18 protein-coding genes are annotated in these 18,648 nt (G+C 72.7%); 8 read left to right on the plus strand and 10 right to left on the minus strand.

The features are described 5' to 3' along the window. Positions 1-35 precede the first annotated feature (35 nt). The 5 genes from AAH979_RS36305 (at position 36) to AAH979_RS36325 (ending at position 7,259) form a co-directional block, all read left to right on the plus strand. On the plus strand, positions 36-1,313 hold the full coding sequence (locus tag AAH979_RS36305; RefSeq protein ID WP_346262658.1) for a cytochrome P450: 1,278 nt from the start codon (positions 36-38) through the stop codon (positions 1,311-1,313). A 14-nt stretch (positions 1,314-1,327) separates the two neighbouring features. Then, positions 1,328-3,187, plus strand: coding sequence for a hypothetical protein (locus AAH979_RS36310; protein ID WP_346262659.1), 1,860 nt, complete (start codon positions 1,328-1,330; stop codon positions 3,185-3,187). Between the two features lie 114 nt (positions 3,188-3,301). Next, positions 3,302-4,561 (plus strand): beta-ketoacyl-ACP synthase II, encoded by a 1,260-nt coding sequence (fabF, locus tag AAH979_RS36315; RefSeq protein ID WP_346262660.1) that lies wholly within the window; start codon positions 3,302-3,304, stop codon positions 4,559-4,561. Further along, the gene (locus tag AAH979_RS36320; protein ID WP_346262661.1) at positions 4,558-5,643 is read left to right on the plus strand and encodes a branched-chain amino acid aminotransferase; all 1,086 of its coding nucleotides are present in this window, start codon (positions 4,558-4,560) and stop codon (positions 5,641-5,643) included. The genes fabF and AAH979_RS36320 overlap by 4 nt, the downstream gene beginning before the upstream one ends. Then, the gene (locus AAH979_RS36325; protein ID WP_346262662.1) at positions 5,643-7,259 is read left to right on the plus strand and encodes a polyketide synthase; all 1,617 of its coding nucleotides are present in this window, start codon (positions 5,643-5,645) and stop codon (positions 7,257-7,259) included. Before AAH979_RS36320 ends, AAH979_RS36325 begins: the two co-directional genes overlap by 1 nt. On the opposite strand, the gene AAH979_RS36330 is transcribed toward AAH979_RS36325, so the two are convergent. Beyond that, entirely contained in the window at positions 7,235-7,699 is a 465-nt protein-coding gene (locus tag AAH979_RS36330) for a PaaI family thioesterase (RefSeq protein WP_346262663.1), read from the minus strand. The genes AAH979_RS36325 and AAH979_RS36330 overlap by 25 nt on opposite strands. Positions 7,700-7,962: 263 nt before the next feature. Here AAH979_RS36330 and AAH979_RS36335 point away from each other — a divergent pair, with 263 nt between their 5' ends. Then, on the plus strand, positions 7,963-9,321 hold the full coding sequence (locus AAH979_RS36335; protein ID WP_346262664.1) for a cellulase family glycosylhydrolase: 1,359 nt from the start codon (positions 7,963-7,965) through the stop codon (positions 9,319-9,321). A gap of 218 nt (positions 9,322-9,539) precedes the next feature. Here the strand turns inward: AAH979_RS36335 and AAH979_RS36340 are convergent, their stop codons facing one another. From AAH979_RS36340 to AAH979_RS36355, 4 genes are all read right to left on the minus strand, one after another. After that, the gene (locus AAH979_RS36340) at positions 9,540-10,667 is read right to left on the minus strand and encodes an ABC transporter ATP-binding protein (protein ID WP_346262665.1); all 1,128 of its coding nucleotides are present in this window, start codon (positions 10,665-10,667) and stop codon (positions 9,540-9,542) included. Then, positions 10,664-11,434, minus strand: a complete 771-nt coding sequence (locus AAH979_RS36345; protein WP_346262689.1) for an ABC transporter permease — start codon at positions 11,432-11,434, stop codon at positions 10,664-10,666. The genes AAH979_RS36340 and AAH979_RS36345 overlap by 4 nt, the downstream gene beginning before the upstream one ends. Positions 11,435-11,518: 84 nt before the next feature. Next, the gene (modA, locus tag AAH979_RS36350) at positions 11,519-12,265 is read right to left on the minus strand and encodes a molybdate ABC transporter substrate-binding protein (RefSeq protein ID WP_346262690.1); all 747 of its coding nucleotides are present in this window, start codon (positions 12,263-12,265) and stop codon (positions 11,519-11,521) included. A gap of 50 nt (positions 12,266-12,315) precedes the next feature. After that, complete coding sequence (locus AAH979_RS36355) at positions 12,316-12,741, minus strand: TOBE domain-containing protein (RefSeq protein ID WP_346262666.1); 426 nt, start codon at positions 12,739-12,741, stop codon at positions 12,316-12,318. 67 nt (positions 12,742-12,808) lie between these two features. Between AAH979_RS36355 and AAH979_RS36360 the strand changes: the two genes are divergently transcribed. Both AAH979_RS36360 and AAH979_RS36365 read left to right on the plus strand, forming a co-directional pair. Then, positions 12,809-12,961: a hypothetical protein gene (locus AAH979_RS36360; protein ID WP_346262667.1), complete on the plus strand. Its 153-nt coding sequence runs from the start codon at positions 12,809-12,811 to the stop codon at positions 12,959-12,961. Between the two features lie 181 nt (positions 12,962-13,142). Then, positions 13,143-15,512 (plus strand): hypothetical protein, encoded by a 2,370-nt coding sequence (locus tag AAH979_RS36365; protein ID WP_346262668.1) that lies wholly within the window; start codon positions 13,143-13,145, stop codon positions 15,510-15,512. Between the two features lie 192 nt (positions 15,513-15,704). Here the strand turns inward: AAH979_RS36365 and AAH979_RS36370 are convergent, their stop codons facing one another. The 5 genes from AAH979_RS36370 to AAH979_RS36390 all read right to left on the minus strand — a co-directional run bounded on the left by AAH979_RS36370 (position 15,705) and on the right by AAH979_RS36390 (position 18,559). Continuing rightward, positions 15,705-16,889 carry an acetylhydrolase gene (locus tag AAH979_RS36370; RefSeq protein WP_346262669.1) on the minus strand — a complete coding sequence of 395 codons (1,185 nt, stop codon included), beginning with the start codon at positions 16,887-16,889 and terminating at the stop codon, positions 15,705-15,707. Then, on the minus strand, positions 16,889-17,032 hold the full coding sequence (locus tag AAH979_RS36375) for a hypothetical protein (protein WP_346262670.1): 144 nt from the start codon (positions 17,030-17,032) through the stop codon (positions 16,889-16,891). Before AAH979_RS36375 ends, AAH979_RS36370 begins: the two co-directional genes overlap by 1 nt. A 14-nt stretch (positions 17,033-17,046) precedes the next feature. Then, a complete protein-coding gene (locus AAH979_RS36380) occupies positions 17,047-17,892 on the minus strand; it encodes a hypothetical protein (RefSeq protein ID WP_346262671.1) in 846 nt (281 codons plus the stop codon). Continuing rightward, positions 17,889-18,095: a hypothetical protein gene (locus AAH979_RS36385; protein WP_346262672.1), complete on the minus strand. Its 207-nt coding sequence runs from the start codon at positions 18,093-18,095 to the stop codon at positions 17,889-17,891. The genes AAH979_RS36380 and AAH979_RS36385 overlap by 4 nt, the downstream gene beginning before the upstream one ends. Before the next feature lie 89 nt (positions 18,096-18,184). After that, complete coding sequence (locus AAH979_RS36390) at positions 18,185-18,559, minus strand: ATP-binding cassette domain-containing protein (RefSeq protein ID WP_346262673.1); 375 nt, start codon at positions 18,557-18,559, stop codon at positions 18,185-18,187. Between the last annotated feature and the right edge of the window lie 89 nt (positions 18,560-18,648).

Here is an 18,648-nt window from a genome sequence, read left to right on the forward strand (position 1 = left end):
GATCCCGCCCGACCCAGGGTAAGGAGGAGATCGCAGTGACCAGTGCGACGTACACCGGGGAGTTCGACCCGTTCTCCCCGGAAGCCATGGACGACCCGTACCCGGCGTACGCCGAACTCCTCCGGCACGAGGAGCCGCTGTACCTGGAACAGCGGGACATGTGGCTGGTGATCCGCTACGACCACGTCCGCGCGGCGGCGAAGGACCACCCGGGCCTCTCCTCGGCCGAGGGGATCGCCTACCACCGTTCGGCGCTGCCGGTGCTCTTCGGCATCGACCAGCCGGACCACACCCGGCTGCGCGGGCTGATCAGGCACGCATTCTCGCCCCGGGGCGTGCAGGTCTGGCGCACCTTCATCGAGCGGGCCTGCGGCGAGCTGCTCGACGAGGCACTGGCGACGGGCGACGTCGACATCGTGCAGCAGACGATGATCCCGCTGCCGGTACGGGTCATCACCACCATCGTCGGGGTACCGGGCGACGACCTCACGACCCTCAAGCTCACCGCCGGGGTGCTGGAGAGCTTCATCCCGAACGCCCGGGTCGGGCCGCGCGCCGAACTCGAACCAGACGATCCCGCCGAGTCGGCACTCCGGCTCAAGGCCGCCAAGCAGACGCTCTCCGCCGTCGCCGGCCTCACCGGCTTCCTGCGTGGCGTCCTCGAACAGCGGCGCGCCCAGGCACCCCGGGGCGACCTGGTCTCGAAGCTCTTCGCGGTGGAGCAGGACCGGGTGAGCGAGGACGAGATCCTCTGGCTCTGCCTGACCCTCCTGGTCGGCGGCCAGGAGACGATGACGCACTTCCTGGGCAGCATGGTGGACGCCCTGCTGCACCACCCCGACCAGTTCCGGATGGTGCGCGAGCGGCCCGAGCTGATCCCGGCGACGATCGAGGAGACCGCCCGGTTCTATCCGGCGGTGCAGAACGTCTTCCGGACCGCCACCACCGATGTGCTGGTCGGCAACACCCGGATCCCGAAGGACGCCCGGGTGGAGCTGTCGTTCGCGGCGGCGAACCGGGACCCGCGCCGCTTCCCGGACCCCAACCAGTACCGGATCGACCGGATCACCGACGGCCACCTCGGGTTCGGGGCCGGCATCCACACCTGCGTCGGCGCGCACCTGGCCCGGCTCCAGGCGGCGACGTTCCTGCGCCTGCTCATCGAGCGCACCGACGACATCGAGCTGATCGGCGAGCTGGTCAAGGTGCAGAGCCCGGCGTTCCGGGGGCTCGACCACCTGCCGCTGCGGCTGACCCCGAGGTCCGGCACCGGAGCGCCGGCCGGCGCGGACAGCCGGACCGGAACGTCCTGAGCGGGAGAAGCCGAGTGACTGACGTGACCGAGACCGGCCGGGCCGGTACCGCGACGGGGCCGGACTGCGTCCGCCTCGACTTCGCCGCGGGAGAGCCGGCCACCGCGCCGTTGACCTGGGCCCAGCTGGTGATGTGGGGCCCGATCCAGTGGTTCGGCAAGGAGGCGAACCAGTTCAACCTCACCGGTACGCTGGTGCTCGCCGCGCCGACCGACCGGGCCCGGGTGCTGGCGGCCCTGCGTACCCTGGTCGAGCGGCACCAGGCGTTGCGGAGCCACTACGTCGACGCCGCCGACGGGCCCCGGCAGCGGGTCGCCGCCTCGGGTTCCCTGGACGTCACGGTGCTCGACGACCGGGCCGAGCCCGCCCAGGTCCTCGACGAGCTGACCGCGCGGCTGGCCGACGCCGCGTTCGACCACGAGGTCGAGTGGCCGCTCCGGCTCGGCTGGACCGTCGACCGGAACGGCCTGGTGACCGGGATCGCGCTGGTCGGATCGCATCTGGCCCTCGACGGCTGGGCGTTCACCACCCTGGTCGACCTGCTGCGCGAACAGCTCGCCGACGATCCGGCAGACCCGCATCTCGGCGGGGGTGCGGGTGAGCACGAGTCCGCGGACGACCGGCAGCCGAGCCGGGCGGGGTCCGGGCCGGCACCGACGCGTACGCCGGCCGGACCGGCCGGTGCCGGCTTCCAGCCGGTCGAGCAGGCCGTCCTGCAGTCCTCACCCGACGGCGAACGGCAGGGCCGGCTCGCGTTGCGGCACTGGGAGGACGCCCTGTCGGCGGCGCCGGCCTCGATGTTCGACCTGCCCCGGGCGGAGACCGGCGACCATCCCATCGAGCGGCACCTGCTGGACTCCGTCGCGGCCGCCGAGGCGGCGTCCTGGCTCGCGGCGCGTACCCGGACGTCCTTTTCCAGCGTGTTGCTCGGGCTGACCGCGATGATCCTGACCGCGTACAACGGCCACCACACCTGCGTACTCAAGCTGATCGCCGGTAACCGGCTCGACCGGCGCAGCCGCGAGCTGATCGCGATCAACGCCCAGGACGCCTTCCTGGCGTTCCCGGTGCCGGAGACCGACCTGCTCGACACCGTCCGGCAGGTGCACCGTCCCGCCTTCGACGCCTACCGCCGCGCCCAGTACGACCCGGTCGCGCTGGACGCCCTGCTCGCGGAGACCGGCCGGCGCCGGGGGGTCGGCTTCGACCTGTCGGCGTACTTCAACAACGGGCACCGGGGCAGTGACTGGCCGGCGGCCAGCCCGGACCTTCCGGCGGTGCGGCTCGACCGGCTCCGCCGGGAGTCCCGGTACACCCGGCTCGACCCGCTGTCCAAACACGACATGAAGTTCATGGTCGCCGCCAGCAACCCCGGCGGCGGGGTGTGCCGGCTCGGGCTGCTGGTCGACACGGCGTACCTGCCGGGGGCGCTCGGCGAGGTGATCGTGCGGGGGATCGAGACGCTGCTCTGCGCTGCGGTCACCGGCGAGGTCCGGTCCGCCGACATCGCCGCCCGGATCGGCATGACGCCCGCCCGGCGGGGCCCGGACTGGGTGCGTACCCCGGACGGTTGGGTCCGCCCCGACGACATTGCGGAGCTGGTACGCGAGGCTGCCGGTGGTGCCGCGACCGGGGTGTTCGCGCCGGACCGGGCCGATCCCGGGGGGGCCCGGGAGCTGACCGCGTACGTCGCCGCCGGGCGGATCTCGCCCGAGGAGCTGCACCGGCGGGTACTCGACGCGTTGCCCGGCCGGCCCGGCCTGGTGGCGCCGGCCGAGTACGTGATCTGCGAGCCGGTCCGCCGGGTCGGCGCCGGCTTCGACGCGTGGCGGGACGCCACCGTCGTCGCCACCGGATCCGGGCGGTCCGGGTGAGCGGGCGGGGACCGGAATCATTATCGTGGGTCGATCTCAGGTGCACCTGTGGCGACCGGTAGTGTGCGCTGAGTAGTTGGAGGGATGTCGGTGCAGAACGGGAGTTCTCGGGGGATGATCGCGGACGGCGTCGTCATCACCGGCATCGGCGCGGTCACGCCGCTCGGCCTCGACCGGGACAGCACCTGGCAGGGTCTGCTCGCCGGCAAGTCGGGCGTCGGCCCGATCACCACGTTCGACGCGGGTGACCTGGCCACCAGGATCGCCGCCGAAGTGCGCGGCTTCGTACCGGAGGAGCACTTCACCGCCAAGCGGATGCGCCGGATGGCGCGGTTCAGCCAGTTCGCGGTGGTCGCCGCGCGGGAGGCGGTCGCCGACGCCGCGCTCACCATCGCCCCGGACCTGGCCGAGCGGGTCGGTGTGGTGGTCAACGCCGCGGTCGCCGGCTTCGACACGGTCGAGGCGGCCACCCGCAGGCTGACCGGGCCCGACCCGGCCGCGCCCGGCGCCCACTTCGTGCCGGCCTCGCTGACCAACATGCCCGCCTGCGAGGTCGCCATCGACCTCGGCGCGCACGGTCCGGTGAACGCCAGCGCGCTGGCCTGCGCCAGCGGCACCTACGCGCTGCTGGACGCCGCCCGGCTGATCCGGGCCGGCGAGGCCGACGTGGTCGTCTGCGGTGGCACCGACGCGGCGATCACGCCGGTGATGTTCGCCGGCCTGGTCAGCATGGGGGCGATGTCGGAGCGCAACGACGACCCGACCGGCGCCAGCCGGCCGTTCGCTGCCGACCGGGACGGGTTCGTCTTCGGCGAGGGCGCGGTCGTGATGGTCCTGGAGTCGGCCGCGCACGCCCGGCGACGCGGCGCGACCTGGTACGCCGCCGTCGCGGGCGGGGCACTGACCTCCGACGCCTTCCACGTCAGCGCGCCCCGGCCGGGCGGGGCGCACGCCGCCGCGGCGATCCGGCAGGCCCTCCGGCGCGCCGAGGTACGCCCCGAGGCCGTCGACTACATCTGCGCACACGGCACCTCCACGAAGGCCAACGACCTGACCGAGACCGTCGCGATCCGCTCGGCGCTGGGCGGGGCCGCCGACCGGGTCGCGGTCAGCGCTCCGAAGTCGATGCTCGGCCACCTGATCGGGGCCGCCGGTGCGCTCGGCGCCATGGTCTGCGCCATGGCGATCCGGGAGCGGCTGGTGCCGCCGACCATCAACCTGCACCAGCCGGATCCGGAGTGCGATCTGGACTACGTGCCGCACCAGGCCAGGGAGATGCCGGTGCGGACCGCACTGACCAACGCGTTCGGCTTCGGCGGGCAGAATTGCGTCGCCGTGTTCACCGCTGCACCCTCGCCGGGAGATTGCGAATGACAGTTCAGTTTCCGTTGACCCGCACCGACCACCCGACTCCGGAGCAGACCCGGAAGGAGATCCTCGCCGATCCCGGGTTCGGCCGGTACTTCACCGACCACATGGCGACGGCCGTCTGGACGCCGGACGCCGGATGGCACGACCACCGGGTGACCGCGCTGGCGCCGTTCACCCTGCACCCCGGCTCGGCGGTACTGCACTACGCGCAGGAGATCCTCGAAGGACTCAAGGCGTTCCGGCACGCCGACGGCAGCGTCTGGCTGTTCCGGCCGGCGCTCAACGCCCGCCGGTTCGCCGCGTCGGCCCGCCGGATGATGCTGCCCGAGATGGACGAGGAGACCTTCGTCGAGAGCGTCGCCGCGCTGGTCCGCGCCGACGACGCCTGGGTGCCGGGGTACGGCGGCGAGCAGTGCCTCTACCTCCGGCCGTTCATGTTCGCCTCGGAGGCGTTCCTCGGGGTACGTCCGGCGAAGCACGTCAGCTACTGCGTGCTGGCCTGCCCGGCCGGGCCGTACTTCCGCAACGGCGTCACCGGGGTGACGCTCTGGATCAGCACCCGGTACAGCCGGGCGTCGATCGGCGGCACCGGCGCGGCGAAGTGCGGCGGCAACTACGGCGCCAGCCTGGCCCCGCAGGCCGAGGCGGTGGAGCACGGCTGCGACCAGGTGCTCTACCTGGGCGGGGAGAACCGGCGCAACATCGACGAGTCGGGCACCATGAACGTCTTCTTCGTGACCCGGGACCAGCAGCTCGTCACCCCGACCCTCGGCACCATCCTGGACGGCGTGACCCGGGACAGCGTGCTCAGGCTGGCCGCCGAGCACGGGCTCGCGCCGGTCGAGCGGTCGATCGACATGGCCGAACTGCGCGACGGGCTGGCCAGCGGATCGATCACCGAGGCGTTCGCGGCCGGTACCGCCGCGGTGATCACCCCGATCGTCGGGCTCAAGTGCGAGGAGTTCTCCAGCACGGTCGGCGACGGCAAGCCGGGCACGTACACCCAGCAGTTCCGCGAGCACCTGCTGGACATCCAGTACGGCCGGACCGCCGACCCCGCCGGCTGGATGTACCGGGTGAGCTAGTGAGCGCACCGATCGCCGTCGTCGGGATGGCCGTCCGCGCGCCGGCCGGGGTGAGCAGCCTCGACGCGTACTGGTCGGCCGTCGTGCACGCCCGTGACCTCACCGGCGAACTGCCCGCCGACCGGCGTGGCGCGTTCGGGGCGCAGTGGGACGGCATGGTGACCCGGGGCGGTTACCTGGACGCCCCGTTCGACTTCGACCCGAAGTTCTTCGGCATCTCGCCGAAGGAGGCCCGGGTGCTCGACCCGCAGCACCGGCTCCTGCTGGAGGTGGTGTGGGAGGCGTTCGAACACGCCGCGATCCCGGTCGCCGACGTGGCGGCGGGCACCGGCGTCTTCGTCGGGATCACCGGCCGGGACTACCGGCAGTGGCTCTCCGGCGAGCCGAACCCGTACTCGACGATCGGCAACGGGCACAGCTTCGCCGCCGGCCGGGTCGCGTACACCCTCGGGTTGCAGGGGCCGGTCTTCGCGCTGGACACCGCCTGCTCGTCGTCGCTGGTGGCGGTGCACCAGGCAGGCCGGGCGCTGGCGGCCGGCGACTGCGACACCGCGGTCGCCGGCGGGGTCAACCTGATCCTGGCGCCGAGCACCACCCGCTGGGTGAACCAGACCGGCGCGCTGTCGCCGGACGGCCGCTCGCGCCCGTTCGACGCCGCCGCGAACGGGTTCGTCCGGGGCGAGGGGTGCGGCATGCTGGTGCTGAAGCGGCTGGCCGACGCCCGCCGCGACCGGGACCGGATCCTCGCGGTGCTGCGCGGCACCGGGATCAACCACGACGGTCGGACGTCGGCGTTCACCGCGCCGAACATGTCGGCGCAGGCGAAACTCATCGACTCGGTGCTGGCCGCCGCCGGGGTCTCCGGGCAGGAGATCGGCTTCCACGAGGCGCACGGCACCGGGACCCCGCTCGGCGACCCGGTCGAGATGGCCGCGATCGTCGCCGCGCTGGGCCGCCGCGACGACCGGCCGCTCTACGTGGCCTCGGTGAAGGGCAACGTCGGGCACACCGAGGCGGCGGCCGGGGTACTCGGGCTGGTGAAGGCGATTCTCTGCCTGGTCCGGCGCACCATCGCGCCACAGGCGAACTACCGGACACTGAATCCCCGGATCGACCTCTCCGGGACCGGCATCGACATCCCGGTCGAACCGGTGCCCTGGGACGGCCGGCTCGGCGACTGCGCCTCGACCAGCTCGTACGGGATGAGCGGCACCAACGCGTACGCGGTGCTCTCCCCGGCCCCACCGGTCGACCCGGCGGTGGACCTGCCGGCGGCACCCGGGTTCCTGGTCTCGGCCGCCACCCCGGCCGCGTTGGCCGCGCTGGCCCGCCGCTACGCCGCGCACCTGGGTACGCTGCCCAACCGCGATTTTCCCGCCTTCGCCGGCACCGCCACCGCCGGACGTACCCGGCTGAAGCACGCGGTCTGGGTACGCGCCGCCGAGCCGCGCGACGCGGTGCCGGCGCTGATCGCGCTCGCCGCCGGCTCGGCGCACCCGGCCGTCCGCCCGCTCGACGCCGACGAGCCGGTGCCGACGCCGCCGGGCCGCGCGGTCGTCTCCCTGCCGGGCTATCCGTGGCAGCGCGGCAGCTATCTGGCCACCGTTTCGGCGTGACCGTCGGCCAGCGCCAGCCGGGTGGCCCGGGAGGGGAGCGCGAAGTGCAGCGTCGAGATCGCGACCAGGTGCTCACGACGGTCGCTGACCCGGACCTCCACCACCGCCGACCGGCTGGCCAGCTTGACCACCTCGGCCGCGACCCGCAGGATTCCGGGCTCGGCCGGTTCGAGGAAGCTGACGCTGCTGTGCGCGAGCGCCATCGCGGGCGTCGGGCCGACCAGGACGTTGACCGCGACGAAGCCGGTCAGGTCGATCGCCCAGAACATCGCCGGCCCGGAGACCGCGCCGTCCAGCCGGCGTTCCAGGCCGTGCGGGCCGGCTGCGCAGACCACCCGGGCACCGTCGACGGTCTCGATCCGCAGCCGGTCGGTGCCGGAGATGACCTCGGCGAGCCAGGCCCGCGCCTCGTCGAGCGGCATCACCGCTTGGCTGCGCATAGAGAACACTATATGCGTCGACCAGGTGGCCGCCGGGACGACGCGGCGCCGACGCACCGGGCGCGGCAACCTGGGCATCGATTGCCATGGATTGCATCGGTGCGCGCCGGAGCGTACCGTGCGTCCACGAGCCGGATCATCCAGTAACGCGCCAACGGACTGTGCCCATCCCACCCCCGAGAGCAGGGCAGCGATCGTCGGGGGCCCGCGCCGGTGGCCAGTCCGCCCTGCCCCGGTACCGGGGCCTCAGCTCGAGGTAGGTCATGAAGAGACGACTCGCTGCCTTCGGCGCCGTCCTGCTCGCGGTCGCCAGTTCCGTCCTGATCTCCGTCGGACCGGCGGATGCCGCCGTCGGCCTGCACGTCAGCGGCCGGAACATCGTCGAGGCGAACGGCCAGACGTTCGTCATGCGCGGCGTCAACCATCCGCACGTCTGGTACACCAACCAGACCAGCTCGTTCGCCAACATCAAGGCGCTCGGTGCCAACACCGTGCGCGTCGTACTCGGCAGTGGCCAGCGGTGGGGCCCGTCCACCGATGTCGGCGCCGTGATCTCGCTGTGCAAGCAGAACCGGCTGATCTGCGTCCTGGAGGTGCACGACACCACCGGCTACGGCGAGGAGGCGGCAGCCGCCTCACTCGACGAGGCGGTCGACTACTGGATCAGCCAGCAGAGCGCGCTGGTCGGCCAGGAGAACTACGTCGTCATCAACATCGGCAACGAACCGATCGGCAACACCGACGCGGGGCAGTGGACCGCCGCCACCACCGGGGCCATCGCCAGGATGCGCGCCAACGGCTTCCAGCACCTGCTGATGGTCGACGGACCCAACTGGGGCCAGGACTGGCAGTACGTCATGCGGGACAACGCCCAGACGATCCTGGACGCCGACAGCCAGCGCAACACCGTGCTGTCGATCCACATGTACGCGGTCTTCAACACCGCCGCCAGCATCACCGACTACCTCAACCGCTTCCAGTCCAACGGCTGGCCGCTGGTCATCGGCGAGTTCGGCTGGCGGTTCAACTCCGGCGAGGTGGACCACGAGACGATCCTGTCCGAGGCGAACGCCCGTGGCCTGGGCTATCTCGGCTGGTCGTGGAGCGGCAACACCGACCCGATCCTCGACATGGCCACCAGCTTCGACCCGACCCAGCTCACCACCTGGGGCGAGCGGATCTTCAACGGCGCCAACGGCATCCGGGCGACCGCCCGGCAGGCCACCATCTACGACAGCGGGACACCCGGCCCGACCACTCCGCCGGTCACCCCCACGGCCACTCCACCGGTGACCCCCACCGGCACCCCGCCGGGCGGGAGCCGTGGCTGCACCGCCACGTACGCCGTGGCCGGCCAGTGGGCCGGTGGCTTCCAGGGCGACGTACGGGTGACCGCCGGTAGCTCGGCCATCAGCGGTTGGACGGTGACCTGGACCTTCGCCAACGGCCAGCGCGTCTCGCAGGTCTGGAACGCGACCGTGACCAGCAGCGGGTCGGGCGTGACCGCCCGCAACGTGAGCTACAACGGCAGCCTCGCCGCCGGAGCGAGCACGACCTTCGGCTTCCTCGGGTCGTGGACCGGCACCAACAGCGCGCCCACGCTGTCCTGCACCGCGAGCTGAATCGGCGGGCGGTACGGCCCGGGTCGGGGCGATCCGGCCCGGGCCGTACCGCCCTCGCAGCTCCGACCGGCGAGTTCGGTGACACCCGGGACCGGGCCGACCGCCGCCGGGCCCCGGGAGCGCCGCCGAGCCGCCCGCACCTATGCCGCCGCTCGGAGCGGGCCCCGCCGCCGACGACTACCGAGCGCCACCGGCGCCCACCAGTCCGCCGCCCGCGACTACCGGTCCGGCTGCTGCCGCCCGCCGGCCGCCGCCGGGTAGACCCGGGTCTCGGTCGCCTTGACCGCGGCCCAGAGCGGCTGCCCGGGGGCCAGCCGTAACTGGGTGGCGGCCGCCGGAGTGATGTCGGCGGCGACCTGGATCGGGCCGGTCAGGTGGATCCGCAGGTTGTCGCCGTGGCGTTGGATCGCCGAGATGGTGGCCGGCCAGATGTTGCGGGGGCTGCCGTCGGGACGGCCGGGGTAGAGGGCGACGGCGGAGGGCGGGAACGCGACGAAGACCTCTCCGTGCGGGTGGTCGGTGGTGGTGAGGGAGAAGTCGTCGCTGATCCGTACCGCGTCCCCGTCGGCCCGGCCGCGATAGAGGTTGAGCCCGACGAGTCGGGCGACGTAGTCGGTGCGGGGCTGTGCGGTGATGGTGGCGGCGTCGCCCTCCTGGACGACCTGGCCGTCCTCGACGATCACCAAGCGGTCGGCCAGGACGAGGGCGTCGAGCGGGTCGTGCGTGACCAGCAGGGTGGCGCCGGGATGCTCGGCGAGGTGGCGTTGCAGTTCGGTACGGGTGTCGAGCCGGGTCCGGGCGTCGAGCGCGGCGAGTGGCTCGTCCAGGAGCAGGAGTGCGGGGTCGACGGCGAGGGCGCGGGCCAGGGCGACCCGTTGGGCCTGCCCGCCGGAGAGCTGCCGTGGTTTCCGCCGGGCCTGTCCGGCCAGGCCCATCCGGTCGAGCCACTCGGCGGCGCGCAGCCGCGCCTGCCGGCGGTCGGCGCCGTGCCGGCGAGGCCCGAAGGCGATGTTGTCGAGCGCGCTGAGGTGTGGAAAGAGCAGGTAGTCCTGGAAGACCACGCCGATCGGCCGCCGTTCGGGCGGGGTCCAGCGGTCCAGGTCGGGCCGGTCGAGGTCCCGGCCGGCGAGGGTGATGCGCCCGCCGCTGAGCGGCAGCAGGCCGGCGAGCGCCCGGAGCGCGGTCGTCTTGCCGGCACCGTTCGGGCCGAGCAGCGCGACGACCTCGCCGGCGCCGATCCGTAGCGGAAGGTCGAGCCGGAAGGCACCCCGGTCGGCGACCAGGTGCGCGTCGAGCAGCGGCGTGCCGGCCTCGGCGCCGGCCCGGGTCACGGAGACGGCGGTCACGGGCTGGTGATCCAGCGGTCCCGGAGGCTGGCCAGGATGGCCACCGAGACGACCAGCAGCAGCAGACTCAGCACGATCGCCGCCTCCAGGTCGGTCTCCAGCGCCAGGTAGACGGCGAGCGGCATGGTCTGGGTCCGGCCCGGGAAGTTGCCGGCGAAGGTGATGGTGGCGCCGAACTCGCCGAGCGCCCGCGCCCAGCACAGTACCGCCCCGGCCGCGATCCCCGGGGCCACCAGCGGCAGCGTGACGTGGGTGAAGGTGGTCCACCGGCCGGCGCCGAGGGTGGCCGCCGCCTCCTCGTAGCGGGTGTCGGCGCCACGCAGCGCCCCCTCGACAGCGATGATCAGGAATGGCATCGCGACGAACGCCTCGGCCAGGACCACTCCGGTGGTGCTGAACGGCAGGGTGATCCCGAAGGTGCTGTCGAGCCAGCCGCCGAGCAGCCCCCGGCGACCGAAGACGAGCAGCAGGGCGACGCCGCCGACCACCGGCGGCAGCACCAGCGGGACGGTGACCAGCGCGCGTACGACCCGGCGGCCGGGGAACTCGACCCGGGCGAGCAGCCAGGCCAGTGGTACGCCGAACAGCAGGCAGAGCAGGGTGGCGAGGGTGGCGGTCTGTAGCGACAGCCGGAGCGCGGCGAGTACTCCCGGCTCGGTGAGCCGGTGCGGGAGGGTGCTCCACGGTGTGCGTACCAGCAGGCCGATCAGGGGCAGCACCAGGAAGAGCAGGCCGAGCGCGGCCGGGACGAGCAGCGCGGCCGGCACCCGGCCGGTACGTCGTCGCCGCCGCGGCGACCGGCTCCTCCCGGCCGGGGTCGCCGCGGGTACGTCGTCGAGGAGGGACACCGGCTACGGCGCCTGGAATCCGGCGGCGGTGAGTACGCCCCGGGCGGCGTCGGAGCGCAGGTAGCCGACGAACGCCTGCCCGGCCGCCTTGTTGGGCGCGTCCTTCAGCACCACGATCGGATAGTCGTTGACCGCACCGGCCGACTCGGGGAACTCGATCCCGTCGACCTCGCCGGCGGCGGCCCTGGCGTCGGTCCGGTAGACCAGCGCCGCGTCGACCTCGCCGAGCCGCACCTTCGCCAGCGCCGCCTTCACGTCCTGCTCCAGGGTGACCGGCGTGAGCGTCACCCCGGCGGTGGCCAGAGCCTTCCTGGCCGCGGCTCCGCACGGCACCTGCTCGGCGCAGAGCGCCACCTTGGTGCCGGGCCTGGTCAGGTCGGCCAGCCTGGTCACCGCACCGGGGTTGCCCTTCGGTACGGCGATCACGAGTTGATTTCGCACGAACGTGACCGGGGTGCCGTCGCCGTTACCGGCGTCGGTGACGGTCTTCATGTTGGCCGGCGCGGCGGCGGCGAACACGTCCGCCGGCGCGCCCTGGTTGATCTGGTTGGCCAGCGCGGAGCTGCCGGCGAAGCTGAAGGTGACCCGCACGCCCGGGTTGGCGGCCTCGAAGTCCCTGCCGAGCCGGGTGAACGACTCGGTCAGCGACGCCGCCGCGAAGACGGTGACGTTTCCGGAGACCCGGGTGCCGCCGCCGGTCGGTGCCGGGCTTGCGGCGTCGTCGCCGTTGCCGCAGCCGGAGAGCCCCAGCACCGCCAGCGTGGTGAGCGCGGCCAGGACGCTACGGGATCGTGCTGCTCTCACGGACCGGTCCTCCCTCGGCTGCCGGCGGTCGTCGCTGGCTTCTCCACCACGACCGTGGTCGACTTGATCACCGCAACCGCCACCGAGCCGACCTCCAGGCCGAGGTCGTCGACGGCTTCCCGGCTCATCAGCGACACCAGCCGGAACGGCCCCGCCTGGATGTCCACCTGGGCCATCACCGTGTCCTTGACCACGGCGGTGACGATGCCCCGCAGCCGGTTTCGCGCCGACGACTCCTCCGTGCGCTCCGCCGGCTCACCTCCCTGCGCCTGGACGAATCCGGCGAGCGTCGCCCCGTCGATCAGCCGGTGCCCGTAATCGTCGCGCAGGGCGGGCAGGCGTCCGGCGTCGATCCAGCGGCGCACCGTGTCGACGCTGACGCCGAGCAGTTCTGCGGCCTCACCGATCCGGAACATCGTCACCCGGCCAGGTTACCGATCCGCATCTGCGATGTGAAGGTGGCCGCTCGGCCCGCGTCTGCCGTACTGGGTGGCGGGACGCCTGTGGCACCTGCTGCCCGCCTACGCCGCCGCGGTCGCGCAGGTGCGACCGCCGGCCGGGGGAGTGGCGGTGGACGTCGGCTGCGGCACCGGCCGCACGCTGCCCGCGCTCCGGCACGCGGTCGGGCCCGCCGGGCCGTGATCGGCCTCGACCTCACCCCGCAGATGGTGACCGCCCCGCCCGTCCACAGTGGTGGGGGCGACCCGGCGCATTGATCGTGATGGCTCTGTCGCTCTAGGATGGGCGGCGCACCGACGTGGGAGCGCTCCCGAGCCGGGTAGCGCCCGCGTCGACAACGGAATACACACGGGGGAGGACGTCTATGCACGTCGGCAGAGCGGTGATGGCTGCCGCGGTTTCGTTAACGTTGAGTCTCGGCGGCGGCGCCGCATGGGCGAGCCCGGCAGATCCGTCCGGTCGAGCGACGGCCGACGCCCGCACCCCGTTGCCGGACGGCTGGAAGCTGACGCAGACCGCGTCCGGGTGGGAACTCGAATGGCGCCGGACGCAACCGGTCCGGACCGGCGACGCCGCGATCGAGTTCTACGCCGGTAACCGGCTGCTCGGCCGGCCGGGAGCAGCGAGCGACCAGCGCCGTTTCCACCTTCCCATCGACGACGTCACCGCACGGAACCTGACGGATCTCCAGGTACGCGCCAGCGGGCGGCGCCTCGACGTGCCGGTTGACCCGAGCGACGCGCGCGGGAGCGGCGTACCGCCGACGTTCGCGGCGGCCCAACTGCCGCCGAACCCGGTCGACCCGGGCGTGCCCGGCCCGTATCCGACGATCAGCGGCGAGTACACGCTGCCGGACGTGCAGTTGCCGGGGCTGGCGGTACCGGTGGAGATGCGCGGCTACGTCGTGGCACCGCAGGGAACCTCCGGCCAGCGCCCGCTGGTGCTGATCCTGCACGGCCGGCACCCCACCTGCTACCAGGGCACCGCCGAGCCGACCACGGTCTGGCCCTGCCCGAGCGGCTGGAACCCGCTGCCCAGCCATCGGGGGTACGAGCGGATCCAGCAGGTACTGGCCTCGCAGGGGTATGTCACCGTCTCCATCTCGGCCAACGCCGTCAACGCGCAGGATGGCGCCGGCCTGCCACCGCAGGACGCGGGTGCGCAGGCCCGCTCCTCGCTGGTCCGGCTGCACCTGGGTCGCTGGGCCGACTGGGCCGGCACCGGTCGGCCCAGCGCGCCCGACGTGGTGCGGTCGGCGCCGGTGCCGAACATGTCCAACGTGCTGCTGGTCGGGCATTCCCGAGGTGGCGAGGGCGTCAGCCGGGCCGCCGTGGACAGCCTCACCCGGCCACCCGCCGGGCAGGACGGCTACCCGGGGACGGTGCGCTGGCAGATCCGCGGGCTGGCGCTGATCGCCCCGTCGATCTACAGCCACAACCCGGCTCCGGACGTACCGTCGATGACCATCCTGCCGAGCTGCGACGGTGACCTGTCCGACCTGGAGGGCCAGCTCTACGCGGACGCCACCCGTGGGGTGGGTCGCGGGTCCGCCCTGCACGGTGTCGTCTTCGCCGTCGGCGCGAACCACAACTACTTCAACACGGAGTGGACTCCCGGGCTCTCCGTCGCGAAGTCCTGGGACGACTACCCCAGCCCGCACGATCCGGTCTGCCGGACGGTCTCGCCGATGCGCCTGACCCCGGAGCAGCAGCAGAACGTCGGCGCCACCTACGTCGCCGCCGCCGCGGCCACCTTCGTGGCCGGCAACGATCAGGTACGCCCGCTGCTGGACGGCTCGGGATTCCGGGCACCCTCGACGGACCCGGCGACCGTGCTCAGTCACGCCGTGGGCGGCAACCGGACGCGTCTGCTCGTGCCCGACGCCTCCACCATGCTCAGCGGCGCCGCCGCCCGGCTCTGCGAGCAGATCGCCCCGGCGAGTTCGCCCGCCTGGTGCGGCAACTCCAACTCGCCACACTTCGCGACCTTCGACCCGATCGTCCCCGAGCCGGGCCGGTACGCCATCGAGGTGGACTGGCGGGCACCGGGCAGCCCGGTCGGTCTCCGGCCCCCCGCCGCGGTCTCGCTGTCGACGGCGGAGTCGGTGGCGTTGCGGGTGGTGGTTCCGGGCGGATCCCCGGGTACCCAGTTCGACGTCGCCATCGCCGACTCGGCGGGCCGGCAGGCGACGCTCGGCACCACCACCCTCGACCCGATGCCGATGCCCACCCAGACCTCGGACGACTGGGCCCAGGAGGTGCGGATGCCGTTGACCAACGCCAGGACGGCCGGGCTGAACCTCGGCCAGATCACCACTCTGGTGCTGGTACCACGGGCCGGTGAGACCTGGGCCAGGATCTGGCTGATCGACGCCTGGGGCTGGCGGCCCGGCACGCCCGCCCCGCAGCCGGTGTCGCTGCCCCGGGTCGACCTGGGCGAGCGGACGGTCCAGGAGGGCAACTCCGGGACGGTTACCTACCAGGTGCCGGCCCAGGTCTCCGGCAGCGGCAACGGGCAGGTACGGGTCTTCGTGGTGGACCCGCTGACCGGGCTCGCCACGACCAGCGTGCTGACCGTCACGCCCGGCAGCACCACCATCGCCATCCCGATCGCGGTGACCGGCAACACCCAACCCGGGGACGGCCGGCGCTACGTGGTCGCGGTGAAGGCTGTCCAGGGGGTCTCCGTCGGCGACGCCTACGGCCTGCTGACCGTCCAGGACGACGACGCATGACCTGACCCGCACGCCGACCTCCGCCGAGGGCGTCCCGCCGACCCGGGTACGCCCTCGGCGAGTCCGCGTCCCGGGACCACGAGTTCGTCGGAAGCGAACGATCCTAACCGGACCCCCTACCCTTTCCGGGGCGGCCGGCGGCAACTCGGCCAGCGGGGAGTGGCTGGCTGAACATTCAGCTCGGAGTGGGGGTCAGGGGATGAATTGCGCCTCCGGGAAGGCCGGGTTCGGGCCTTCGAGCAGTCGCTGCCGCCGGTGGCGTAGGTGCAGGTCGAAGAATGCGAGTGGGTACGCCTGCTGGATCCGTACCGCCCGGGCCGGGTCGAGGGTGCCGATCCAGTTCGCGAGTTCCTCGTCGCTCATTCCGGTGATCCTGGCCAGTTGTGGGACCAGCCACTGATGATCGCAGTACGACCCGTGGGCTCCGCCGTCGGCGTGTACGTTGAGCCGCCATCCGCGCAGGTGCGACCAGTACTGGCCGACGCTCGGCTCGGCGGCCCGGGTGAACTCGGCGGTCATCAGCATGAACGGCCGGTCGAGGTCGGTGACCGCTGGTTGCGACTGCATCGGGCCGTCGAAGCCGAGCCCGGCCCGGACGCGCTGGTCGGTGTTCATGACGAGGGCGGTCGCGGTCGCCCCCTTCGACCAGCCGAACATGCCGATGCGGCGCGGGTCGAGCGCGGCGCCTAGGCCGGCCGGCAGCGCTCGGTGTTCGGCGTCGGGGTTGCGGCCGGCGGCGAGGTCCTCGATGCGGTCGAGGAGGAACCGGATGTCGTGGGCGTGGTCCCATGGGGTGACCGGCAGATCGCCGGGGACGGTGAGGCGGCCGTCGGGGAATTCGCTGAACGCGTCGTACGTGTGATCCACCGTGACCACGATGTAGCCGTGACTGGCGAGTTCCTGTACCACGATGGTGGCTTCGGAACGGTGACCCCCGGCGCCGTGGGAGAACACGATCACGGGCAGCCGTCCGGGCGTCCGTAGCACCGCAGCGCCCTCGTGGCCGGCCGTGCGGGGTGCCGCCGCGGCATCGGCGTCGAAGCCGGCGGACCCGAGCAGCGCGCGCAGCGGCGCGGCAGGCAGCCATGGTGCCACCGGATGACGCCCGGCGTGCCGGGCGGCCGGATACCAGATGCTGGCCATCAGTTCGCGGTGGCGCCCCGGGCCGGCGACCGGATCCGGGCGGGAGGTGTCGACGAGGTACAGCGACACGGTGCCGACACGGTGCGGCCCGGTGGGTGGCGGCAGCGTGAGCCCTGCCGGGCCGGGCGGCGCTGACGCCGGTGCCGCCCAGCCGCGGCCGGTGCCGAGCGGCACGGCGACCCCGGTGGCGAGCGCGGCTGCGAGCAGATGCCGGCGGGTCAGTTCGGTATTCATCAGTCCTCCGGTGGGTTGGTGGTCGTCTCGACTCGCGGGATGAGCAGCTTGAGCCGCCCGATCTCGTCGGCGAGCGCGGTGTCGCCGGCGGCGGTGAGGGTGATCCAGGTCCGACCGCGCTCGGCCTGCCGGAGGCCGTGCACGATGCTGGCGGGTTCTACGGGTCACGGCGGTGGACCGCGACCACGGCGACAACGACGGCCGCGACGGCCCAGGCTGTGAACACGATCCACGCTTCGGTGACGGTGACCGGGTACTTGGTCATGGCGACGAGCGCCGGCCGTCCTGGGTCTGCGTTGTGCCGTGCCGGGTTCTCGGCCAGGGCCTGCCATGCGGGGTAGGGCATGGCGTTCCCTATCTCCTTGACCCACCGGTACGTTTCACCCTGGAATAGGGCCGGCAGGAGTAGGAGCAGCCCGATGGCGGCGACGATGGTGCCGGCGGCGTGCCGGATGACGGCGCCGAGAGCCATGCCTACCAGGGCGCACAACGGGGCCAGCAGCGCGGACGCGGTGACTGCCCGCAGCGCGCCCGGGGCGCCGATCGACAGGCCGATGCGGTGCTGGTGGTAGATCGCCTGGGTTACGCCGAACGACGCCACCGAGACGAGCGTGCCGAAGACGAGCATGACCGCTGACACGACGAGGACCTTGGCCGTAACCACCTGTCTGCGGACCGGAACGGCCGCGAACGTGGTGCGGATCAGCCCGGTGGTGTATTCGCCGAAGATTGTGATGGCTCCCACGCTGCAGGCGATGATCCCGAGGATCTGAAAGGCCTCCGTGACGAAGGCGGCATGCATCGGGTCGATCGCGAGGCGCTGCGACGGGTTTGGGCTTCTGCTGATGAGCGCGACGTTGGAGCGGGCGGAGTTCGTGGTGATGCCGACGCAGATCAGCACGCCGACCGCGAGTACCCCGTAGGTGGAGCGAAGCGACCAGAGCTTGATCCACTCGGAGACGAGCAGGTTGTGAAACCTGGCGCGGGTGTCGATGGCCGTCACCGCTGTTCTCCTGCCAGGTATTCGACGCTGTCGGCGGTCAGTTCCATGAACGCCTCCTCCAGGGAGGCGGCGTGGGTGGTCACTTCGTGCAGCATGATCCGATGGTCGAAGGCGAGCTGGCCGACGCGGGCCGCGGTCAGCCCGGTGACGGTGCGGCTGCCGTCGTGGTGTTCGGTGACGGTGGCGCCTTCGGTGGTCAGCACGGCTGTCAGGGCGCGGGGGTCGGGTGTGCGGACGGTGACCTGTTGCCGGGTGCTGCGAGCGGCGAAGTCAGTCAGCGGCTCTGCCGCGATCAGTTTGCCGCGGCCGCGCCGGCCAGTCCCACCTCCCGCAGCACCTCGTCGACCCTGCGGCGGGGCAGGCCGTTGCTGCGGGCCAGTGCCGACAGGTGGGCCCGCGCGCTGCGGCCGCCGTGCACGTCGCCGGCATTCAACAGCGCACCGACGTGACGCAGCCCGCGCGGGCGGTCGCGAAACCGGCGCCCGCCGACGGTGGCGGTGCCGCTGGTGGCCTCGGTGAGGCCGAGGATCATCCGTAGCGTGGTGGACTTGCCAGCCCCGTTCGGCCCGAGGAACCCAGTGACCTGCCCGGTGCGTACCGTGAATGTCAGGCCGTCGACGGCCGTGACCTTCCGGTAGCGCTTGGTCAGCTCGTTGACTTCGATCATGCACCTAACACTGTCGCCGGGCGCGTCCGCACCGCATCCTGCTGCCGGTGGCAATCGCGGCGGGCGGCTGTCGACCGTGGTTGTACAAC

Source organism: Plantactinospora sp. ZYX-F-223, from assembly GCF_039649625.1.
Taxonomy (GTDB): domain Bacteria; phylum Actinomycetota; class Actinomycetes; order Mycobacteriales; family Micromonosporaceae; genus Plantactinospora.

Coding starts and splice junctions, on each gene's coding strand:
- fabF (WP_346262660.1), top strand. CDS start 3,302: ATGATCGCGGACGGCGTCGTCATCACCGGCATCGGCGCGGTCACGCCG.
- AAH979_RS36365 (WP_346262668.1), top strand. CDS start 13,143: ATGCACGTCGGCAGAGCGGTGATGGCTGCCGCGGTTTCGTTAACGTTG.
- AAH979_RS36390 (WP_346262673.1), bottom strand. CDS start 18,559: ATGATCGAAGTCAACGAGCTGACCAAGCGCTACCGGAAGGTCACGGCC.
- AAH979_RS36335 (WP_346262664.1), top strand. CDS start 7,963: ATGAAGAGACGACTCGCTGCCTTCGGCGCCGTCCTGCTCGCGGTCGCC.
- AAH979_RS36320 (WP_346262661.1), top strand. CDS start 4,558: ATGACAGTTCAGTTTCCGTTGACCCGCACCGACCACCCGACTCCGGAG.
- AAH979_RS36330 (WP_346262663.1), bottom strand. CDS start 7,699: ATGCGCAGCCAAGCGGTGATGCCGCTCGACGAGGCGCGGGCCTGGCTC.
- AAH979_RS36370 (WP_346262669.1), bottom strand. CDS start 16,889: ATGAATACCGAACTGACCCGCCGGCATCTGCTCGCAGCCGCGCTCGCC.